This window comes from Nocardiopsis kunsanensis DSM 44524, from assembly GCF_000340965.1.
Lineage (GTDB): Bacteria > Actinomycetota > Actinomycetes > Streptosporangiales > Streptosporangiaceae > Nocardiopsis > Nocardiopsis kunsanensis.
In genome coordinates, this window is sequence record NZ_ANAY01000019.1 from 1 (window position 1) to 19,942 (window position 19,942).

General features: G+C 70.8%; 18 protein-coding genes. 2 read left to right on the forward strand and 16 right to left on the reverse strand.

What is annotated here, in order from left to right; translation table 11 throughout:
* Window positions 1-355: 355 nt before the first annotated feature.
* On the reverse strand, window positions 356-1,660 hold the full coding sequence (gene tyrS, locus D456_RS0113615; protein ID WP_017576736.1) for a tyrosine--tRNA ligase: 1,305 nt from the start codon (window positions 1,658-1,660) through the stop codon (window positions 356-358).
* 347 nt (window positions 1,661-2,007) lie between these two features.
* Between tyrS and D456_RS0113620 the strand changes: the two genes are divergently transcribed.
* Together D456_RS0113620 and D456_RS0113625 are read left to right on the forward strand one after the other, a co-directional pair.
* Entirely contained in the window at window positions 2,008-2,586 is a 579-nt protein-coding gene (locus tag D456_RS0113620; protein WP_051049459.1) for a TetR/AcrR family transcriptional regulator, read from the forward strand.
* Window positions 2,587-2,696: 110 nt separating this feature from the next.
* Entirely contained in the window at window positions 2,697-3,434 is a 738-nt protein-coding gene (locus D456_RS0113625) for an HNH endonuclease family protein (protein ID WP_026115852.1), read from the forward strand.
* A gap of 10 nt (window positions 3,435-3,444) precedes the next feature.
* Here the strand turns inward: D456_RS0113625 and D456_RS0113630 are convergent, their stop codons facing one another.
* The 15 genes from D456_RS0113630 to D456_RS0113700 form a co-directional block, all read right to left on the reverse strand.
* On the reverse strand, window positions 3,445-3,936 hold the full coding sequence (locus tag D456_RS0113630; RefSeq protein WP_017576739.1) for a hypothetical protein: 492 nt from the start codon (window positions 3,934-3,936) through the stop codon (window positions 3,445-3,447).
* A 125-nt stretch (window positions 3,937-4,061) separates the two neighbouring features.
* Complete coding sequence (gene lhgO / locus D456_RS0113635) at window positions 4,062-5,279, reverse strand: L-2-hydroxyglutarate oxidase (protein ID WP_017576740.1); 1,218 nt, start codon at window positions 5,277-5,279, stop codon at window positions 4,062-4,064.
* Between the two features lie 55 nt (window positions 5,280-5,334).
* On the reverse strand, window positions 5,335-5,766 hold the full coding sequence (locus tag D456_RS0113640) for a DUF742 domain-containing protein (RefSeq protein WP_017576741.1): 432 nt from the start codon (window positions 5,764-5,766) through the stop codon (window positions 5,335-5,337).
* Window positions 5,756-8,320 (reverse strand): sensor histidine kinase, encoded by a 2,565-nt coding sequence (locus D456_RS0113645; RefSeq protein ID WP_026115853.1) that lies wholly within the window; start codon window positions 8,318-8,320, stop codon window positions 5,756-5,758. Before D456_RS0113645 ends, D456_RS0113640 begins: the two co-directional genes overlap by 11 nt.
* 257 nt (window positions 8,321-8,577) lie before the next feature.
* The gene (locus D456_RS0113650; protein WP_026115854.1) at window positions 8,578-9,495 is read right to left on the reverse strand and encodes a sirohydrochlorin chelatase; all 918 of its coding nucleotides are present in this window, start codon (window positions 9,493-9,495) and stop codon (window positions 8,578-8,580) included.
* 156 nt (window positions 9,496-9,651) lie between these two features.
* Window positions 9,652-10,248 (reverse strand): GTP-binding protein, encoded by a 597-nt coding sequence (locus D456_RS0113655; RefSeq protein WP_017576743.1) that lies wholly within the window; start codon window positions 10,246-10,248, stop codon window positions 9,652-9,654.
* Window positions 10,229-10,672 (reverse strand): DUF742 domain-containing protein, encoded by a 444-nt coding sequence (locus tag D456_RS0113660; protein ID WP_230480233.1) that lies wholly within the window; start codon window positions 10,670-10,672, stop codon window positions 10,229-10,231. The genes D456_RS0113655 and D456_RS0113660 overlap by 20 nt, the downstream gene beginning before the upstream one ends.
* Window positions 10,669-11,106, reverse strand: a complete 438-nt coding sequence (locus D456_RS0113665) for a roadblock/LC7 domain-containing protein (protein ID WP_017576745.1) — start codon at window positions 11,104-11,106, stop codon at window positions 10,669-10,671. The genes D456_RS0113660 and D456_RS0113665 overlap by 4 nt, the downstream gene beginning before the upstream one ends.
* Before the next feature lies 1 nt (window position 11,107).
* Entirely contained in the window at window positions 11,108-13,624 is a 2,517-nt protein-coding gene (locus D456_RS0113670; protein ID WP_017576746.1) for a sensor histidine kinase, read from the reverse strand.
* Between the two features lie 250 nt (window positions 13,625-13,874).
* Entirely contained in the window at window positions 13,875-15,329 is a 1,455-nt protein-coding gene (gene argH / locus D456_RS0113675; RefSeq protein WP_017576747.1) for an argininosuccinate lyase, read from the reverse strand.
* 144 nt (window positions 15,330-15,473) lie between these two features.
* The gene (locus D456_RS0113680) at window positions 15,474-15,977 is read right to left on the reverse strand and encodes an arginine repressor (protein ID WP_040699311.1); all 504 of its coding nucleotides are present in this window, start codon (window positions 15,975-15,977) and stop codon (window positions 15,474-15,476) included.
* 29 nt (window positions 15,978-16,006) lie between these two features.
* Window positions 16,007-16,963, reverse strand: coding sequence for an ornithine carbamoyltransferase (argF, locus tag D456_RS0113685; RefSeq protein ID WP_017576749.1), 957 nt, complete (start codon window positions 16,961-16,963; stop codon window positions 16,007-16,009).
* Window positions 16,960-18,168, reverse strand: coding sequence for an acetylornithine transaminase (locus tag D456_RS0113690; RefSeq protein WP_017576750.1), 1,209 nt, complete (start codon window positions 18,166-18,168; stop codon window positions 16,960-16,962). Before D456_RS0113690 ends, argF begins: the two co-directional genes overlap by 4 nt.
* On the reverse strand, window positions 18,165-19,163 hold the full coding sequence (gene argB, locus D456_RS0113695) for an acetylglutamate kinase (protein ID WP_017576751.1): 999 nt from the start codon (window positions 19,161-19,163) through the stop codon (window positions 18,165-18,167). Before argB ends, D456_RS0113690 begins: the two co-directional genes overlap by 4 nt.
* Window positions 19,160-19,939: a bifunctional ornithine acetyltransferase/N-acetylglutamate synthase gene (locus D456_RS0113700; RefSeq protein ID WP_026115856.1), complete on the reverse strand. Its 780-nt coding sequence runs from the start codon at window positions 19,937-19,939 to the stop codon at window positions 19,160-19,162. Before D456_RS0113700 ends, argB begins: the two co-directional genes overlap by 4 nt.
* Window positions 19,940-19,942: the final 3 nt, after the last annotated feature.

Consider the following 19,942-nt stretch of genomic DNA (forward strand, 5'->3'; position numbering starts at 1 on the left):
AAGTTCCGAAGAAGAGAGGATCGTCGGTGCGTCGCGGCGCTGAGCCGACCGTGCCGGTGGCTCGCCGTCCTACAACGACTCGATCGAGTGTAGGCACACCTTCGCCGGGCGTCAAATCAGAGCCCGGAGCCATGCTCTCGCCGGCGATCCGGACTCCGGGCGCCCCGTGCGGGCGGCTTGTCGGTCCCTCGTGTGCGCCGGCGAAGCAATCGTCTGCGCGCCCACGTCGGTTTGTTCTACCCACAGGAGTTTATCCGTCGGGAGCCGTCGGGATCAAGGGGTATGCGCCCGGCTGTGACCTGCACAAGCACCGCGGGGCGGCCACGCCCGGATGTGGCCGCCCCGCACCGTGGGCTCAACCCCGGAGAACGACCCCACCGATGTTGCGCTTGCCCTTGCGCAGGACGACGAACCGCTCCGCGAGCAGGTCCTCGGCGGAGATCACGGCGTCCTCCCCGGTGACCTTCACGTTGTTGACGTAGGCCCCGCCCTCCTTGATGGCACGCCGAGCCGCCGACTTGCTCGGCGTCAGGCCGCTCTCCGCGAAGAGGTCGACCACGCTCGGCAGTTCACCGACCGGGACCTCGGTCTCGACCTTGGGCACCTCGGACAGCGCCGCCTCGAGGGTGCGCCCGTCCAGCTCACTCAGGTCGGCGCGGCCGAAGAGCGCCAGACTCGCATCGACGACCTTGCGGCACTCCTCCTCACCGTGCACCAGTGTGGTGAGCTCCTCGGCCAGGGCTCGCTGGGCCGCCCGGGCCTGCGGACGCTCCTGGGTCTGACGCTCCAGGTCCTCGATCTCCTCCCGGGAGCGGAAACTGAAGGTCTTGAGGAAGCGGACCACGTCGCGGTCGTCGGCGTTGAACCAGAACTGGTAGAAGGCGTACGGCGAAGTCAGCTCCTGGTCGAGCCAGAAGTTGCCGCCGGACTCGCTCTTGCCGAACTTGGAGCCGTCGGCCTTGGTGAGCAGGTTGAAGGTGAGCCCGTGCGCAGCACCGTGCGGCTCGTTGGCGTCCATGCGCCGCACCAGGTCCAGGCCGGCAGTGATGTTGCCCCACTGGTCGGAGCCTCCGGTCTGGAGCGTGCACCCGTAGCGCCGGTAGAGCTGCACGTAGTCGTAGGACTGCAGCAGCACGTAGCTGAACTCCGTGTAGCTCATGCCGTCGCCGTCGAGGCGGTTCTTGACGGTGTCCCGGGCCAGCATCTGGTTGATGCTGAAGTGCTTGCCGACGTCGCGCATGAGTTCGAGTGCGCTGAGCTCACCGAGCCAGTCGGCGTTGTCGGCCAGGATCGCGTCGGTGGGCTGCTCCGTCTCACCCTCGGGGGTGAAGCGCAGGAAGGTCGACAGTTGCCGGCCGAGCCGGGAGACCCACCCCTTCACCGTCTCGCGGGAGTTGAGCCTGCGCTCGGCGCTGGGCTTCGGGTCCCCGATGAGACCGGTCCCCCCGCCGACGAGGGCGATGGGACGGTGCCCGGCCTGCTGGAAGCGGGCCAGGGTGACGATCTGGACGAGGTGCCCGACGTGCAAGCTCCCGGCGGTGGGGTCGAACCCGCAATACAGGGTGATCGGACCATCGGCGAGCGCCTTGCGGAGAGCGTCAAGGTCGGTCGTCTGCGCGAGCATGCCGCGCCACTGGAGTTCGTCGATGATGTCGGTCACTGTGTTGCTTTCTGTTGCGAGGCGGGACGGACCCGATCTGCCGTGAGCTCAGGAGGAAGGGCGCCGGGCCTCTGCTCCGATATCGCTCGCTCCCACGTTATCGGGTACGGGCACGGACCTGGTCCCGGCGGCATCGCACAATTGCCCCACCCGGCTCCTGCTACTCATGGTTAAGATGCTTAACTCCGTGGGGGTCCGATACCGGTCCCGGACGAACCGGAGGCACACCATGCACCATTGCGACCGCACGCGCGTACGCGCTATCCACAACCTGCACGGTAAGGCCCGCACACCGGCGGACTGCGGTCCCCGGGGCCGGGAGGAGGCCGTCGGTGGAGTGCGTGCCGATGCCTAGAGCCGGTGTGACCCCCGAACGGGTGGTCCGCGAAGCTGCACTGCTCAGTGACGAGGAAGGGTTCGACGCTCTCACCCTCTCCGGTGTCGCTCAGCGGTTCGGGGTCTCGGTGCCGAGCCTGTACAAACACGTGGAGGGCCTCGGCGGGCTGCGCCGGTCGGTGGCCCGCGCGGGGGCCCAGGAGCTCGGTGCCTGTCTTCGGGAGGCCCTCGACGGAAGGACCGGCCCCGACGCGTGGCGGGTGTTCGCCCACGCCTACCGCCGTTTCGCACACGCCCACCCGGGCCGGTACACGGCACTGCAGCGCGCGCCGCTGTTGCCTTCCGGGACCGAGGAGGCACCCCTGTCCCCCGACCCGGTCTCCGTCCTCGCGGAGGTACTGCAGGGTCTCGGCGTGGCCGAGAGCAGACACGTGCCGGTGATGCGGGCGCTGCGCAGCGCGCTGCACGGGTTCGTGGACCTGGAGGCCAACGGCGGGTTCGGGTTCCCCGCGGACGTGGACACGAGCTTCGACGTGCTCGTGGAGAGCTGCGTGCGCATGCTCGTGCCGGGCGCGGACGAGCACGGATGAGCCCCTCCCCCCAGGGTGGCCTCTCCCGCGCGGTTCCGGCCATGGGCCAAGCTTGAAGGGCACGAACGGCCTCCCCGTGGAGCGGGGAGCACATTGTTGGAGTCCTGCAGATGTCGAAGAAATCTTCCTCCCGGAGCGGCAGGTCCGGTCCGCGCCGCCCCCGTTCCAGGACAACAGCGGCTCTGAGCGCCCTCGTCGCCGCCGTGGCGGTGGCTGTGGTGGCGTTGCAGCAGGCGGGTGTGGTCGACCTCGGCGACCTCCCGGCCGGCCCATCCCCCGGCGCTACCCCGTCGGATGCGTCCGAGGGCCGGGCGTCCGAGGGCCGGGCACAGGAGCAGCTCGAGGAACTGCGTATCGAGGACGAGGCGGAACCGGCCGAGTACGACCGGGCGTTGTTCCCCCACTGGGACCACGGGGTCGAGGACAACTGCACGTCCCGGCAGGTGGTGCTGGAACGCGACGGTGAGGACGTCGAGGTCGACGACGACTGCCAGCCGGTCTCCGGCCGGTGGGACAGCCGTTACGACGACGAGGTCCTCACCGACGCACAGGAGATCGACATCGACCACATGGTCCCCCTCAAGGAGGGCTGGCGGTCGGGTGCCCACGCGTGGACGACCGAGGAGCGCCGGGGTTTCGCCAACGACCTGGACAGTTCCCAGTTGTGGGCGGTGAGCGCCTCCAGCAACCGGTCCAAGGGGGACTCCGACCCCTCCGACTGGATGCCCCCGTCGGAGAAGGTCCACTGCGACTATGTGGCCTCCTGGATCGAGGTCAAGCACACCTGGGACCTGACGGTGGACCCGGACGAGGAGCAGGCACTGCGCGAGGTGCTCGAGGCCTGCTGAGTCCGTCCGCTCAAGCGGGGGAAGCGGCAATGCCCCGGGCGGTGGCCATGAGCTCGTCGGGCCCCACGAGTCCGAAGGGGTCGCGTACCTCGACCGCGACCCCGGTCTCGGGGACCCAGAACGCTTCGGCGTTCCCGTGCAGACCGGGAGCTCCGGCGTTGTCGAACTCGGTGAGCGCCCGGTCCTCGGCCCGCTCGTGGTACTCGGTGAGGAAGGCGCTGGTGGTGTCGAGGTCGGCGAGCCGGTCGCCGCGCATCACCAGGACCTGGAGGACGACCCGTGCGGCGCCGTCCTCCAGGCGTTTCTCCCACACACGGCTGTTGAAGGCGACCTCGCCCCACTCGTAGGTGAAGTCGGAGGTCGAGGCCCCCTCGGTGGACGCGGGCAGGTGTCCGATGGTGAATCCGTCCAACATTCCTCCTCGGGGCACCGCTCCCGCTGCCGTGAGCGTGAGCGCGAGTACGAAGGCCAGGGCCGGTGCGGTCAGGCGGACCAAGGGCATGGGTTCCTCCCGTGGACGGTGACGGGGCCTTCCCGCACCGACGACGCCCATGGTGAGCTCTGCCCGGTCCGCTTTCCAGAGTGTCTTTCGTGCCTGTGGACAACTCTGTACGACACACCGCCGCGTCAGCCGGCCGGAACGTACTCCCGGGCGAGGAACTCCGCGATCGCCAGGGACGAGGTGGCCGCCGGGGAAGGCGCGTTGCGCACACACACCACCCGGCTGTGGGTCTCCACCCGGAAGTCGTCCAGGAGCCGTCCGTCGCGCCCCAACGCCTGGGCGCGCACCCCGGACGGCGCGGGGACCAGGTCGGCGTTCTCCAGCTCGGGGATCAGGCGCCGGGCCTGGGAGGCGAAGGCCCGGGTGGAGGCGGAGACCAGCATCTCGCGGGCGCCCACGCCCCAGTGGCGGCGGGCCAGACGCCAGGTGCCGGGCCAGCCCAGCGTGCGGGCGAACTCGCGCGGACGCCAGTCGCGCCCGCTGTAGCCCTCGGACGCGGTGGCCAGGACGGCGTTGGGGCCGGCCATGACCTCACCGTGCACGTGTCGGGTCAGGTGCACGCCGAGGAAGGGCTGGTGGGGGTCGGGAACGGGGTAGACGAGGCCGTTGACCAGGCTGCGGCGTTCCGGGACCAGCTCGTGGTACTGGCCTCGGAAAGGGACGGTGCGGGGGTTATCGGGTGCTCCGACCATGCGGACGAGGCTGTCGGTCTGCAGGCCTCCGCAGACCACGATGCGGTCGAAACGGTGGATGGCGCGTTCACCGTCCACCTCACCGGTGAGGACCTCGACTCGGCTGTGGTCCTGGCGCAGGTCGAGGACGGGGGTGTTGAGCAGGACCAGACCGCCCGCGCGGCGCACGTCGTCGGCGAGCTGCTCGGCGACGGCGACGTAATCGGTGATCGCGGTCGAGGGCGAGTGCAGCCCCGCCACACCGCTGGTGTGTGGCTCGATCTCGCGCAACCCCTCGGGGCCGAGACGGGTCACGCCGGGAACACTGTTGTCCTTCGCCCTGCGTTCGATCTCCTCCAGGCGGGCCTCGTCCTCGGTGTCGGCGGCCACCAGCACCTTGCCGACCTCTCGGTAGGGCAGTTCGTGTTCGGCGCAGTACTCCTTGAGCAGGCCGGCCCCGCGTCGGCAGAGGTCGGCCTTGAGCGAACCGGGCCGGTAGTACAGGCCCGCGTGCACGACCCCGCTGTTGCGTCCGCTCTGGTGAGCGGCGACCCGGTCCTCCTTCTCCAGGACGGTGACCCGTGCTCCGGGTGTGCGGAGGGCCAGTTCGCGGGCCAGGGCCAGGCCCACGATCCCCGCCCCGATGACTCCGATGTGTCCGGTGCTGCGCATGGCCGAACGCTAACAAGGGCGATTGTGCCGTGGACCACCGGGGCGGGTGCCTGCGTCACAGGGAACGCAGGCCGACCAGGACCGCGTGCAGGATGTCGGAATGGCCCAGTGAGCGTGTGGGCCCGCAGCGTTGCAGGGATCCCTCGGCGAGCATCTCGGCGGCGATGGCACGGACCTGCCCCAACGGGAGGCCGAGCTCGGCCGCGAGTTCGACGACCGTGCCGGCGCGTTGGGCGTGGGTCAGGATCGTCTCGCGTTCGGGCCGCAACCACTCGTTCCGTCCCGGGGTGCGGGCAGCCACGACCCGGCTGAGCATCTCCAACTGCTCTACGGGCCCGCCCGGGCGGGGGGCGAGTACGCCCGCGTCCACGGCGAAGGGACGCAGGAACCGTTCCTCCTCGCCCTCGGGCGGTGGGAGGTCCACCGGTGCCCTGCGGGTGAGCTCGGTTGCGGCCTCGTCCTGCGGCCGCTGTCTCTCAGCGTTCACGGTGTCCCCCCTGGTCTCCGGGCACGGTGGAGGGGAACCCCTCGTACGGGTGGTTCCCCGGGCCGGGGCTGGGTTGTTGCGTCGCAGAGCCCCCGGCGGGTGTGGGCGGGTCCATGGGTTCGAGAGGACCTGAGGGGTGGGGAGAGTCGTCCCAGTACGGAACTCCGGACAGCGGACCGTGGTCCCGGTCGTCGACTGCTTGCCCCGTTTCCGGCGTCTCGGGGCGGAGCGTCACCGGTGTCCCCGGCCGGTCCGTGGACGGGCCCTCCGACGGCCCGGCGGGCTGCTGGGAACGCGGGGTGCGCACCGGTAGCGGGTGCCGCCCCTCCTCGGGGGCGAGGCCGCCCTGCGGTTCCGGACGGTCCTGGGGCGCGGGTGTGTTCTGCGCGTGCGCCGGAAGGGACTGCTGCGGACCGGAGCCGGCCGGGTTGCGTACCGCTTCCGGGGATCCGAGCCCTGCGGGGACCCGGGGGGTGCGCTGGGGCAGGGGACGCTGCGAGCCGCTGGGGGCGGGGGTGTCGAGCTCCTGCCAGTAACCGTCCGGGGCCGGAGTGTCGGAGTTCTCGGTGACCGGCACCGGGTTCTCCGCGGGTTCGAGCACGGACTCGGGGATGAGGGCGGTGGCACGGGTGCCCCCGTACGGGGACGGTCGCAGCCATACCTGGACCCCGTGGCGCTCGGCGAGGCAGGAGACGACGAACAGGCCCAGACGCGGGTCGTCGGGCATGGCCATCACATCGAACTCCGGCGGACGGGCGAGTGTCTGTTCGGCCTTGGCGTAGCCCTGCTCGGACATGCCCAGTCCGCGGTCCTCTACCTCGACGACGAGACCGCCGACCACGGGTGAGCAACTCACGTCGACGGGGCTGTCGGCCGGGGAGAACTGGGTGGCGTTCTCGACGAGTTCGGCGAGCATGTGTACGACGTCTGCGGCGACCTGGCCGTGCAGGAGGATGCGCGGCGCGGAGGTCAGACGGACCCTGCCGAAGTCCTCGGTCTCACTGATGGCGGCGCGCAGCACGTCCACGAGCGGCCGGTGTTTGCTCCGGCGCCGGTCGGCCTGTCCGCCGCCGAGGATGATCAGGTTGTCGGCGTAGCGGCGGCCCCGGGTGGCCAGGTGGTCGAGCTGGAACAGACGGTGCAGGGCGTCGGGGTCCTGTTCGTCGTGTTCGATCTCGTCGAGCAGGCGCAGCTGCCGCTGGACCAGGGCCTGGTTGCGGAAGGCCACCCCGAGGAAAGCACGGTTGGCGCCCCGTCGGATCTCGGCCTGGCGGACGGCGGCCTCGACGGCGGCGAGCTGAGCGCTGTCGAAGGCCTCGGCGACCTGTCCGATCTCGTCCTCGGAGTGTTCGTCCAGGGGCGGTAGTTCGTCCTGCACCTCGACACGTTCGCCGCGCTGAGCGCGGTCGATGATCTCGGGGAGGTCGTCGTCCCGGTCGAGAATCTGGCCGCGCAGCCGGGCCAGGCGCCCGGTCAGATGGCGGGAGGAGCGCCCGACGACGGCGATGGCGACCATGCCGGCGACCAGAACCGCTCCCGCCGCGGCCACCCCCAGGGAGACACGCAGCAGAGCTGCGCTCCAGGCGAGATCGACGGTGTGTTCGGTCTGGGCGAGGGCGAGTGCGTCGAGTTCACCCAGCGCGGGGAACGATGACCCCTCCCAGTCATCGGCGGAGACATCGACGTCTGTGTTGGCTTCGAGGACGGGTTCACCGGTGGCGGTGACGGCCCCGGTCTCGGTCAACAGGGGCCGGGTGACCACGTCACGGCTGATCTCCTCGGCCCGGCCCCAGGACCGGCCGTCGAGCATCTCCTCGTACCGGGAGCGCACCTCGGGGTGGAGCGAGTCCCCGGCCTCCTCGAGGGTGTCCCGGTAGGAAGCGGTCAGGTAGGTGAAGTGGGCGCTCTCCTGGTGGTCCATCCCCTCGGCGGCGATCACCCCGGCGAGCAGGGCATCGGCCTCGGCGTACTCCGACCGTGCGCTCATCAGGTCACTGGCCAGCACCGCGTCGGAGAGGTTCTCTCCCCCGTCGGTGGCGTGCACCAGTACGGTGACGGTCTCCTGGAGCAGGTCGAGGATCTCCCCGTACTCGAGCAGCACACGCTCGCGGTTCGGGACGGCCTCGTCGACGCCCCGGCGCAGCCCCTCCACGGACGCGGGCGTCTCCTGCAGGTCGGTGACGATGCGGTCGACCTCGCCGTCCCACTCCGTTCCGAGGTCGGCTGCGGTGGCCACCGCTTCGGTGAGCGCCTCGTCCGTGGCCTCACGGCCCTCCTCCAGGGAAGCGGTGTCGACGGTCCGCCGTGCACCGCTCTCGACGGAGCCGAGCTGGACCAACGCCTCGCGCCGCTCGGCCCGCAGTTCCTCCGCGGCTCCGGAGAAGATCTCCGCGCCTTCCTTGGCCTGGTTCACCGCGCCCATGAGTTGGGCCGCCTGGACGGTTCCCACCGTCGCCACCACGAGCCACAGGGCAAGGAAGCACAGGCTCGGGATCAGCACGATGCGATTGAGCTGTCCTCGGATCGCGGGCGCGCCGTCGCCTTTCTTTCGCATGGCCCCTCCAGCCGGTGCGTGTGCCGGACTCCTCCTCGGACGCCCCGGCGACTCTCGGTCGTGCCTGAGACTATCGAAGATTCATTGCTTTGCGTTGTCAAATAATCACTACTAGTTACATTCGTAAAGCTCGCAAGTGGCCGAAACGTGTGTTAGCGGGGCGTTCCTGACCAGGTGGGAGGGGCCCACACACGACGAAGGGGCCCGCCACGTGTGTGGCAGGCCCCGATACCGTTCGCGGTCCGGCGTGTCGCCGGTCAGGAATCGGGACGGTGGCGCGAACCCACCGGCGCCGGCAGCTCCTCCGCGGTGGGCGGCTGCTCCACCCCGAGGGAGTTGAGGATCTCCGCGTACCGGAGCGCGGCGATCTTGCCGAGCAGGCTGTCGGCGCCCAGCGGGTCGCCCAGCCGCACGTCGAGCCGCTCCGTCACCGCTTCGAGGTGTTCCCACGACAGTTCCGGCCCCAGGGCGCTGGGAGCGATGACCGGGCGCTGCGAGCCTCCCTCGCGCAGCTGGCCGACGACGCGCTCCAGAGCGGTCTCGTTCTCCAGGTCGGCAGGGAGCACGGTCACCCCCAGGCGGGCGGCCAACAGCACCGCGGTCACACCGGCAGCGCCCACGGCGCCCTCACCGCCCACACCACCGACGACGACCCCGTCGGCCATCGTCGTGTTGCGGGCCACGACACTGATGAGACGCATCCGGTCCGCACGCACCGAACCGGCCTCGGCCAGTCGCAGGTGCAGGACCTCGGCGAGCATGGGGTGCGGCCCCAGGCCCTCGGTGACGCGCACATCGGCGCCGCTGTCGGCCACAGCACGTTCCACGGCGGCCGACACCGCAGTGTGCGGGGCGGTGACGAGCGGTACGACGACCCCGTCCAGGGGACGCTCACCGCCCTCGTCCAGGACGCTGAGCGCATCGGCCAGGGTTTCCTCGTCGCCCTCGGTGTGTCCGTGGCGGATGGTCACCTCAGGGCGATAGGCGCGCACCAGATCGGCCATCCGGGCACCGATCGACTCACCGTCGGCGTCCTTGGCCTGTTCAGCCGTACCGGGAACCGCCATGATCAGCGCCGGGGTCCCGAACCAGTTGTCGAAGGACAAGGGATTCCGGTGCCGTCCGGAGCGTCGCTTGGGCAGTTCGCGCGGGGGAAGTCGGTCAGAGTTTTGCATACCAGGGATTCAGATGAGAGGCGGATGGGGTGATCCGGGCAGATCAGAGCCAAGGTCACTGCCGCGACATTGTAGCGTTCAACACCACATTCACGAGCGCACCCACCGAACGTACACCCGGCGAGCGCCCGGCGGCATCGGGCCGAGGCCCGGAGCTCAACCGCTCATCGCGGCCTGGCGGCTGCGCAGTACGTGCGTGACGAGCTCCACCAACACCTCCTTGCTGGACTTTCGATCGCGGGCGTCGGCCGCCACCACCGGAACGCCCTCCGGGACGTCGAGCGCCTCACGCACCTCTTCGGCCGAGTACTCGGTGGAACCCTCGAAGCGGTTGACGGCCACGATGAAGGGCACCCCCTTGCGCTCGAAGAAGTCGACCGCGTGGAAGCAGGTGTCCAGACGACGGGTGTCGGCCAGGACCACCGCTCCCAGAGCGCCTGCGGCGAGCTCTTCCCACATGAACCAGAACCGGTCCTGGCCCGGGGTGCCGAACAGGTAGAGGACGATGTCGGTGCCGATCGTGATCCGGCCGAAGTCCAGGGCCACGGTGGTGGTGGTCTTCTCCTCCACCCCGCCGAGGTCGTCCACCCCGTAACTGGCCTCGGTCATGAGCTCCTCGGTGCTCAGTGGAGCGATCTCGCTGACCGAGGAGACCAGGGTCGTCTTACCCGCGCCGAACCCTCCGGCGACGATGATCTTGACCGCGTGCGGGATCGCCTCTGTCGGCTGTGTGTCAGAGTCTGCGGATGCCATCGAGTACCGCCTGAAGCACTTTCTTCTCGGGGAGTTCGGTCACGGGCGGGGCCGCCCGGGTGCGTAGGTCGCCCTCGGCGAGCAGGTCGCTCAGGAGGACCCTGACGACGGTGAGGGGGATGTCGAGCCGAGCGGAGATCTCCGCGACGGAGACGGGTCTGCGGCACAGGCGCAGGATCGCCCCGTGCTCGGGCTCCCGGCCCTCCTCCTCCCCTTCGGAGACCGCCACCACGAGGGTGATGAGGTCGAGCCGTCCGCCCTGGCCGGTGGGCCTGGTACGGCCTTTGGTCATGGTGTAGGGACGTACGAGCGGACCGGCCGTGGAACCGCCGACGACCCCCACGGACGTGCCTCCACCGGTCTCCTGGCCTTCTCGACCGCCCTCCCACGGGCCCTCCGGCCTCCTGTATCGAGGCGCGGTCATGTCCCGGCGCCTCCCCCAGCTGTCGTGAGGTGGTCCGACCTACGCGGGGCCGCGGTGAGGAACTGGCCGACCTGTTTGACCCTCAGGTTCATCTCGTAGGCGACCAGGCCCACGTCCGCCTGTTCCCCCGCCAGCACGGCGAGACAGGCTCCGTCGCCCGCGGCGGTGACGAAGAGGTAGGAGTACTCCATCTCCACGACGGTCTGGCGCACCCCTCCCCCGTCGAAATGCCGGCCCGTCCCCCGGGCCAGACTCTGGAACGCCGAGGCCAGTGCGGCCAGGTGTTCGGCGTCCTCGGATCCCAGGGTCCGGGAACTGCCCAGCAACAGACCGTCCGAGGACAGTACGATCGCGTGATCAGCACCGACCACCAGACCGACGAGGTCGTCCAGGAGCCAGTCGAGGTTGTCCGCGGCCTTGCTCTTGCCCACCATCTCAGTCGCTCTCTCCCGTGTGCTCGTCGGCGTCGCCGCCGACCTGACCATCACTGCTTCGTTCGCCTCCCGTGGTCTCGATCTGTTCCTCCCGGCCGCGTCGGGTACCCGTGCTGAAGGCGTTCATCATCTGCCGTACCTGTTCGGGACTGCGTTCCTTGGACGCGACCGCCCCTCCCTCCTCCCGGGGCTCCGGTTCCCCGGGGGGCTCACGGCGCAGTTGGGGGGCGAGGTTGGCCTGGCGCCGGCGCCGGGGCAGACCGGGCCGGCCCTGCTCCGTACCGACCCTGCCGCCCCGGCGGCGCGGCAGGGGTGCTTGCGCGCTCTGCCGTTCCGGGTCCGTCCCTTCCGTTTCCTCGGGCGCGGACACCAGATCGGGCACGCCCCGAAGGACCGGTCCCGCGGAGCGCTCCGCGCTCTTCTCCTCCCCCGGTTCGGGCACGGGGCGCAGGACCGCACGGGCCCCGCGTTGCCCTGCCGAGGACAGCAGGTCGGAGCTCTCCGCCTCGGACACCGCGGCCGGCCCCTGGTTGCGTCGGGCCGCACCGCCCAGACGCGGGCGTTCGGGTACCGCATCGGCCGAGGGGGTGATGAGGGCCCCGGGCACGAGCACCACGGCACGGGTCCCCCCGTAGGGCGAGGGGCGCAGTTCCACAGCGATGTCGTGTTTGACGGCCAGGCGTGCGACCACGAACAGGCCCAGACGGGCGTCGACCCCGGCCGCCATGACGTCGAACTCCGGGGCTTCGGCAAGGGTGGTGTTGGACTGCGAGAGGGTGTCCTCGGTCATCCCCAGTCCACGGTCCTCGATCTCGACGACCACACCCTTGGGCACGGTCTCGGTCGCGATGGTGACCTCGGTGTGCGGGGGCGAGTAGGCGGTGGCGTTCTCGACGAGTTCGGCGAGCATGTGGATGACGTCGGCCACGACCGTCCCGGACAGGGACAGGTCCGGGATACTGGTCAGGCGCACCCGTGCGTACTCGTCGCTCTCGGAGATCGCACCTCGGAGGATGTCCACCAGCGGGATGGGATGGCGCCAGCGGCGTCCGGGCTGGGCCCCGCCCAGGATGATGAGGTTCTCGGCATGGCGGCGACCGCGTGTGGCCAGATGGTCGAGCTGGAAGAGGCTCTCCAGCAGGTCGGGGTCGTCCTCCTCGCGCTCGACCCGGTCCAGGAGCTGGAGCTGGCGCTGCACGAGCGACTGGTTGCGGTGGGCGATGCCCAGGAAGACCCGGTTGACGCCCTCGCGGAGGTCGGCCTGTTTGACAGCGGCGCTCACGGCGGTGCGCTGGGCGATGTTGAAGGCGTCGGCGACCTGTCCGACCTCGTCGTTCCCGTGGTCGAGCTGGTGGAGTTCGGTGTCGAGGTCGACACTCTCACCTGCTTCGAGGCGGCGCACGATGCGGGGCAGGTCCTTGCGTGCGCTGCCGAGCGTCTCGGCCCGGAGCTTGGCCAGGCGGAAGGTGAGGCGGCTCGCGGAGCGCGCGGCGACCCCGTAGGAGAGGGCGCCGGCGAACAGCGACAGGACCCCGCCGCCGACCGAGACCGTCATCATCCACGAGGCGGCCGACTCGGCCGTCTCCACGACCGACTCGGTGCGGGTGTCGATGATCCCGGCAAGTCCGGTGTTGACGGGGTCGGCGTCCTCGCGCCAGTCGTCCAGGGTCGCGGGCGGGGACAGTTCACTCTCCTGCTCACCGGTGAGAGGTTCGACCGTGACATCGGGTTCGTGTGCGGCGAGCATGTCGGCGGCCTCCAGAGCATCCTGCCAGTGGTCGCCGGAGAGCAGGTCCCCCGGTGTCGGACCGTCGACGGCGCCCGGACCGGGGTGGACGGTGGCCACGCGGTGGCGGGCGTCGGTGATCAGGGCGGCGATACGGTTCTGGTCGGAGCGGGTGAGCTCCTGCCCGGCGAGGGTGGCGCTGACGAGGGCGTCGGCGTGGCCGAAGCTCTCCTGGGCCCACATGAGGTCTGTGGCGGCGGCGGCCTCGGCGGCGGCGGTCCCGTCGTCGAGGGTGTGGGTGAGGCTGCTGTAGAGGCGCACGCCCTCACGGAGCGCGGAGGTGTAGGTGCTCAGGACGGCATCGATGTCGTCGGAGCCGCCGGAGCCGGTACTGCGCAGCTCGTCGACCCCCTCGAGCGATTCGAAGAATCCTCCGACGAGAGCCCCGGTGAAGGGGTCCTCGCCGCCGCCGAAGTCCTCGCGCAAGGAGCGGACGGTCTCCAGAGAGGCGTCGGAGCGCTCGATCCCCTCGGCCAGGGCGGTCTCACGTTCGGCCCCGGGGTCGGCCGCGTACTCGGCGTGCAGACGGCGTTCGCTCTGCAGGTCGGTGAGTGCACGGGCGAGCTCGGACCCCGCGTCCCCCTCCGTGGCGGCCGCACGCAGGGAGACGGCCTGGGTGAGGGTGCCGGCACTGATCACCACGAACAGCATCAAGAACGTGATGCTGGGGATCAGCACGATCTTCTTGAGCTGCGTCCCGATACCGCGGCGTGTGCCTCCTGACTGCCCCATGGTGCTCCTCCCGACGGATCGCGGACACCGGGGGTGGTGTGGGCTGCGCAGGGACGGAACCGACGAGGACATGCGTCGATGACGGTGCGCACAGGAAGGACCACGTGTAGTGCCCGCAGAGTCAGGACGCTATCGCACACCGAAGTCCCGTGAGAGGGGAAACTCGAAACACAAGAAGCCCCCGCCCCATGAGCATCGATTCGTCGGTGCTCACGGCGCGGGGGCCACGGGTGGACGCTACGGCCCGGGTTCAGTCCTGCGCAGCGAAGGCTTCGCGGTGTTCCCGTACGCCGGCCCGCAGGCGCTCGAGCTGTTCGGCCACACGCGCGGGCGCGGTACCGCCCTTGCCGGCGCGGGAAGCGAGCGAACCGGGGACCACGAGGACCTCGCGCACCCCGGAGGTCAGGTGGGGCGAGATCTCGGCGAAGTCCTGATCGGTCAGATCGGGAAGGTCGATGCCGCGCTCCTCGCACACACGCACACAGGCGCCCGCGATCTCGTGGGCCTCACGGAAGGGCACCCGCTCGCGCACCAGCCACTCGGCGATGTCGGTGGCCAGGGAGAAGCCCTGGGGTGCGAGTTCGGCCATGCGGTCGGTGTGGAAGGTCAGAGTGGCGACCATCCCCGACATGGCCGGCAGCAGCAGGTGGAGCGTGTCGACGGCGTCGAAGACCGGTTCCTTGTCCTCCTGCAGGTCCCGGTTGTAGGCCAGCGGAAGCCCCTTGAGGGTGGCCAGCAGACCGGTGAGGTCACCGATCATACGACCGGACTTCCCGCGGGCCAGCTCGGCCACGTCGGGGTTCTTCTTCTGCGGCATGATCGAGGAACCGGTCGAGAAGGAGTCGTCGAGGGTGACGAAGGAGAACTCCTTGGTGGCCCAGACGATGATCTCCTCCGAGAGCCGGGACAGGTCCACGCCGATCATCGCGGTGACGAAGGAGAACTCGGCGACCACGTCGCGCGCCGAGGTCCCGTCGATGGAGTTCTCGGCGGACGCGGGGAACCCCAGCTCGGCGGCGACCGCCTCGGGTTCCAGGCCGAGGGAGGACCCGGCCAGAGCGCCGGAACCGTAGGCGGACACGGCGGCACGGCGGTCCCAGTCGCGCAGGCGCTCCACGTCGCGCACGAGCGGCCAGGCGTGCGCCATGAGCTGGTGTGCCAGGAGCACGGGCTGGGCGTGCTGCAGATGGGTACGGCCGGGCATGGCCGCGTCGGGGTGGTCGGCGGCCTGGTCGGCCAGGGCCCCGACCAGGTCCAGGAGCCGGTCGGCGAGGGCACGCGCCTCCTCACGCAGGTACATCCGCACCAGGGTGGCGATCTGGTCGTTGCGCGAACGGCCCGCACGCAGGCGCCCGCCCAGCTCGGGGCCCACACGCTCCAGGAGGCCGCGCTCCAGGGCGGTGTGCACGTCCTCGTCCTCGAGCACGGGGGTGAACGCACCCGAGGCGACATCGGCCTCCAGGCGGTCCAGACCTTCGAGCATGCCTTCGAGTTCCTCGTCGCCGAGCAGTCCCGCGCGGTGCAGGGCCCGGGCGTGGGCGCGGGAACCAGCGATGTCGTGCCGGGCCAAGCGCCAGTCGAAGTGGGTGCTCAGCGAGAGCCGGGCGAGGGCCTGGTCGGGGCCGCCCTCGAACCGGCCGCCCCACAGCCGCAGTGCCTCGGTCTGGGTCTCACCCGGCTGTTCGGTGCCGGAGTGGTCGGCCATGACGGCCTCCTTCTGATGGTTGTCGGTCGGGCGGCGCAGCGCGCCGCGGGCGTGCGGTACCGGCCGGTCCTCCCGGCCCGCACGCGTGGCGGACGTACGGCAGGGTCGGGAGGCCCTGGGCCGCCGGTTCGGGGACGCGGCCGGTCAGGGTCTTCGGTCGGCCAGGCGCAGCAGGGCGGCCGCGACGTCGTCACCGCCCTGGGGGTCGCGGGAGATGACGAGGATGGTGTCGTCGCCGGCGATGGTGCCCAGGACGGCGTGGAAGTCGGTGTGGTCGATGGCCGAGGCCAGGTACTGGGCCGCGCCGGGCGGGGTACGGACGATGACCATGTTGGCGGAGGCCTCGGCCGAGACCAGCAGGTCCTCGGCCAGGCGGGTGAGCCGCGCGCCGGACACCTGACCCAGGTCGAGGGTGTCGGGGCGGGTGCGCTGCAGACGCTCGCCCCCTTCCCCGGGCATGACGTAGGCCAGGTACCCGTCGGCGGTGCGGAGTTTGACCGCACCGAGTTCGTCCAGGTCGCGGGAGAGGGTGGCCTGGGTGACCTGAACCCCTGCCTCCCTCAGACGCCTGGCCAGCTCGCCCTGGGAACGGATGTCCGCGCTCTGGAGGACATCGGTGATCCGTGCGTGGCGGGCGGCCTTGGTCATGGGGGTGCCCCCGCCGGGCTCCGTTCCGGTCACTGTCGGTCCACGGGCTCGTCCTCGGGTGTGTCCGCGACGTGGAGCAGGTAGGCCAGCAGGGCCTTCTGGGCGTGGCGCCGGTTCTCGGCCTCGTCCCAGACCGCGCTCCGGGGCCCGTCGAGGACCTCGGCACTGATCTCCTTGCCGCGGTAGGCCGGCAGGCAGTGCAGCACGATCGCCCCGGGGTCGGCGGCCTCCATCAGAGCGCTGTCGACGATGTAGGGCCGGAAGGGTCCGTCGCGGTCGGCGGCCTCCCCCTCCTGACCCATCGAGACCCAGGTGTCGGTGGCCACGGCGTCGGCGCCCTCGGCGGCCGCGCGCGGGTCGGTGGTGACGGTGACCGACCCTCCGGTCCCTTCGGCGATCTCCTCGGCACGGGCGAGCACCTGCCCGTCGGGGTGGTGTCCCTCCGGTGCTCCGATGCGCACGTGCAGGCCCGCGGTCGCACCGCCGAGCAGGTAGGAGTGGGCCATGTTGTTGGCGCCGTCGCCGAGGTAGGCGAGCGTACGGCCGGCGAGCTCGCCCTTGTGCTCCCGGACGGTCTGCAGGTCGGCCAGGACCTGGCAGGGGTGGAAGCTGTCGGTGAGCGAGTTGACGACCGGGACCCTCACGAGCGAGGCCAGCTCTTCCAGGTCCTTCTGCTCGTAGGTACGCCAGATGATGGCGGCGACCTGGCGTTCCAGGACCCGGGCGGTGTCGGCGAGCGGCTCACCGCGACCCATCTGGGTGGTGTCCGAGTCCAGGACGAGCGGACTGCCGCCCATGTCGGACACGCCCACGGAGAAGGACAGGCGTGTGCGGGTGGAGGGCTTGTCGAACAGGAGCGCGACGGTGCGGGGACCGGCCAGCGGACGGTACCCGAAGCGGTCGGCCTTCATGTCGTCGGCGATGTCCAGCACCCGGGCCTGTTCACTGGGGCTGAGGTCGTCGTCGCGCAAGAAATGGCGGGTCAAGGCGTCTCCTTGGTGGCTGCGGCCTCTGCGGCGTCGAGGATGGTCGGCAGGGCCTCGATGAAGACCCCGATCTGCTCGGGTGTGATGACGAGCGGCGGGGCGATCCTGATCGCGTCGGGCGCGACGGCGTTGACCAGGAAGCCGCGCACTGCTGCCTGCTCCTGTACATGGGCCGCGTGCGGTTCGGTGAGCGTGAGGGCGCGCCACAGGCCCACGCCCCGCTGTCCGGAGAGCAGCGGGTGGTCCAGCGCATCGATCTGCTCGGCCAGCAGGTCACCCATGACGGTGGTGTGGGCGAGCAGCCCCTCCTGTTCAAGGGTATCGAGGACAGCCAGGGCAGCCGCGCAGGCCACGGGGTTGCCCCCGAAGGTGGAGCCGTGGTCGCCCTTGTGGAAGGCGTCGGCGAACCGGCCCAGGCCGATGCAGGCCCCGATGGGCAGTCCGCCGCCCAGTCCCTTGGCGAGAGTGACCACGTCGGGGCGCACGTCCTCGGCCTGGTGGGCGAACCAGTGGCCGGTGCGGCCGATACCGCTCTGGATCTCGTCGAGGACGAAGGCGGCGCCGGTGGCGTCGCAGATCTCGCGGACCCCGGAGAGGTAGCCCTCCGGCGGGGGCACGACGCCGGCCTCGCCCTGCAGGGGTTCGGTGAAGACGGCGACGCAGTGCTCGTCGACGGCCCCGCGCAGGGCCTCCAGGTCACCGTACGGGACGAACCGCACGTCCATCCCGTAGGGGCCGAAGGGTTCGCGGATGGCGTCCTTACCGGTCAGGGCCAGAGCGCCCGAGCTGCGGCCGTGGAACCCGTGGGCGGCGGCCACGAAGTAGTGGCGGCCGGGGGAGGCGGCACGCTTGACCAGCTTGAGGGCGGCCTCGTTGGCCTCGGTCCCGGAGTTGGCGAAGAAGACCTTGGCGTGCCCTCCCACGAGGGAGACGAGGCGTTCCGCGAGCTCGACCTCGCGCTCGTTGATGAAGAGGTTGCTGGTGTGGGCGAGTGTGGCCGACTGGTGGGCGACGGCCTTGACCAGGGCGGGGTGGCCGTGCCCGAGTGCGGAGACTGCGATCCCGGCGATGAGGTCGAGGTACTGGCGGCCGTCCGTGTCGTAGACCTCGCAACCCCGTCCGAGGCCGAGGGCGATCTGGAGCCGGCCGTAGTTCGGCATGAGCGCGTCCGTGAAACGCTCACGCAGGTCGCTGCTGGTGGTCACTGTGCTTCTCCGCTGGTCTGGTCGGTCTGTTGGTGCCGCTGGGTCCGAGGCAGGTGTCCGTTCCCGGAGAGCAGGGCGGCCTCGAGCTCGGCGTCGGCGACCATCGTGCCCACGCCCTGGTCGGTGAAGACCTCCAGGAGCAGGGAGTGCGGGACACGGCCGTCGATGATGTGGGCCTGGGGCACGCCGCCCTCCACCGCCCGCAGGCAGGCCTCCATCTTCGGGAGCATGCCCGAGGACAGGGAGGGCAGGAGCGCGCGCAGCTCGTCCGCGTCGAGGCGGCTGATGAGCTCGGTGTTGTCCGGGTAGTCGGCGAACAGTCCCTCGACGTCGGTGAGCATGATGAGCTTGCTGGCCCCCAGGGCGACGGCGAGCGCGGAGGCGGCGGTGTCGGCGTTGACGTTGTAGACACCGCCGTCGTCGGCCCGGGCGACGCTGGAGATCACCGGGATGCGTCCGTCGCCGATGAGCGCCGAGACGGGGCCGGGTGTGACGTCGCAGATCTCACCGACGCGGCCGATGTCGGTGGGTTCGCCGTCGACCTCGACCTGTTTGCGCTCGGCCTGCACGATGTTGGCGTCCTCACCGGAGACGCCGACGGCGAAGGGGCCGTGCTGGTTGACCAGGCCGACGATCTCGCGGTTGACCTGGCCGGTCAGGACCATACGGACCACGTCCATGGCCTCGTCGGTGGTCACCCTCAGCCCGGCGGTGAAGGCGGACTCCACACCGACGCGGTCGAGCATGGCGTTGATCTGCGGCCCGCCGCCGTGCACGACCACCGGGCGCAGCCCGGCGTAGTACAGGAAGACGATGGACTCGGCGAAACGGACGCGCAATTCCTCGTTGATCATGGCGTTGCCGCCGTACTTGACCACGACGGTGCGGCCGTGGAAACGCGAGAGCCAGGGCAGCGCCTCGATGAGGTTGGCGGCCTTGTCCCGGGCCTCCGCCTGTTCGTCCGACTCTCCGGGTTGTGAAGGGCGCGCGATCATGTGTGGGCCTGTTCGTCCTCGGTGGTGGTGTCCGCGGCGATCTGGGCGGCGAGGTCCTCGCACACCTTCGTCAGCAGCGCGGCGACGGCCTGCTCGTCGACCGTGGTCTCGGAGGCCCCGCTGGCCAGGAGCACGACGGTGTCGTCGGGGCCGGTGAGCGGGGCGAGAGTGCGTGCAGCCACGGTCTCGGCCAGGGCACCGCACTGGGCGGGTGTGAGTTCGGCGTCGGTGGTGAGCACGCACAGGGCGGTGCTCAGGGCGGCGTCGGGGCCCTTGGCCATGCCGCCGGCGGTCACGCCCTCGCCGCGTTGGAAGGCGAACTTGGCCACGCTGTCGGCGGTGCGTACGGCGTCGGCGGCGGACAGGCCGCCCGACCGTGCGGATCGGGACACGGCCTCGGCCACGGACCGGCGCAGGGCATGGTCGTCGGAGCGCACCCCTGGGGCCCCGGCGGCGCAGACGACGATCTCGGCGGCCGAGTCGGACAGGGCTTCGGCGGTGTGTTCGGCCAGGGCGTGCACGTGCTGGAACCCGGCGGGTCCGGTGGCGGGGTCGGTGGCGCCGGTGTCGACGACCACGGCGCGCACACGGCCGCCGCTGACGACCTGGCGCGACCACAGGACCGGTGCGGCGGGGCCGTCGGCGGTGGTGAAGACGGCACCCGCTGCCCGGGAGGGCCCGTCGTTGACGACCACGGCCAGGTCCCGCGCCTCTGTGGGCCCGGTACCGGTGGCCACGCCCGCGGCGCGGAAGCCGCGCGGTGCGGTGACACTCACGGT

Coding starts and splice junctions, on each gene's coding strand:
- D456_RS0113620 (WP_051049459.1), top strand. CDS start 2,008: ATGCCTAGAGCCGGTGTGACCCCCGAACGGGTGGTCCGCGAAGCTGCA.
- D456_RS0113625 (WP_026115852.1), top strand. CDS start 2,697: ATGTCGAAGAAATCTTCCTCCCGGAGCGGCAGGTCCGGTCCGCGCCGC.
- D456_RS0113630 (WP_017576739.1), bottom strand. CDS start 3,936: ATGCCCTTGGTCCGCCTGACCGCACCGGCCCTGGCCTTCGTACTCGCG.
- lhgO (WP_017576740.1), bottom strand. CDS start 5,279: ATGCGCAGCACCGGACACATCGGAGTCATCGGGGCGGGGATCGTGGGC.
- D456_RS0113645 (WP_026115853.1), bottom strand. CDS start 8,320: ATGCGAAAGAAAGGCGACGGCGCGCCCGCGATCCGAGGACAGCTCAAT.
- D456_RS0113650 (WP_026115854.1), bottom strand. CDS start 9,495: ATGCAAAACTCTGACCGACTTCCCCCGCGCGAACTGCCCAAGCGACGC.
- D456_RS0113655 (WP_017576743.1), bottom strand. CDS start 10,248: ATGGCATCCGCAGACTCTGACACACAGCCGACAGAGGCGATCCCGCAC.
- D456_RS0113660 (WP_230480233.1), bottom strand. CDS start 10,672: ATGACCGCGCCTCGATACAGGAGGCCGGAGGGCCCGTGGGAGGGCGGT.
- D456_RS0113665 (WP_017576745.1), bottom strand. CDS start 11,106: ATGGTGGGCAAGAGCAAGGCCGCGGACAACCTCGACTGGCTCCTGGAC.
- D456_RS0113670 (WP_017576746.1), bottom strand. CDS start 13,624: ATGGGGCAGTCAGGAGGCACACGCCGCGGTATCGGGACGCAGCTCAAG.
- argH (WP_017576747.1), bottom strand. CDS start 15,329: ATGGCCGACCACTCCGGCACCGAACAGCCGGGTGAGACCCAGACCGAG.
- D456_RS0113680 (WP_040699311.1), bottom strand. CDS start 15,977: ATGACCAAGGCCGCCCGCCACGCACGGATCACCGATGTCCTCCAGAGC.
- argB (WP_017576751.1), bottom strand. CDS start 19,163: ATGATCGCGCGCCCTTCACAACCCGGAGAGTCGGACGAACAGGCGGAG.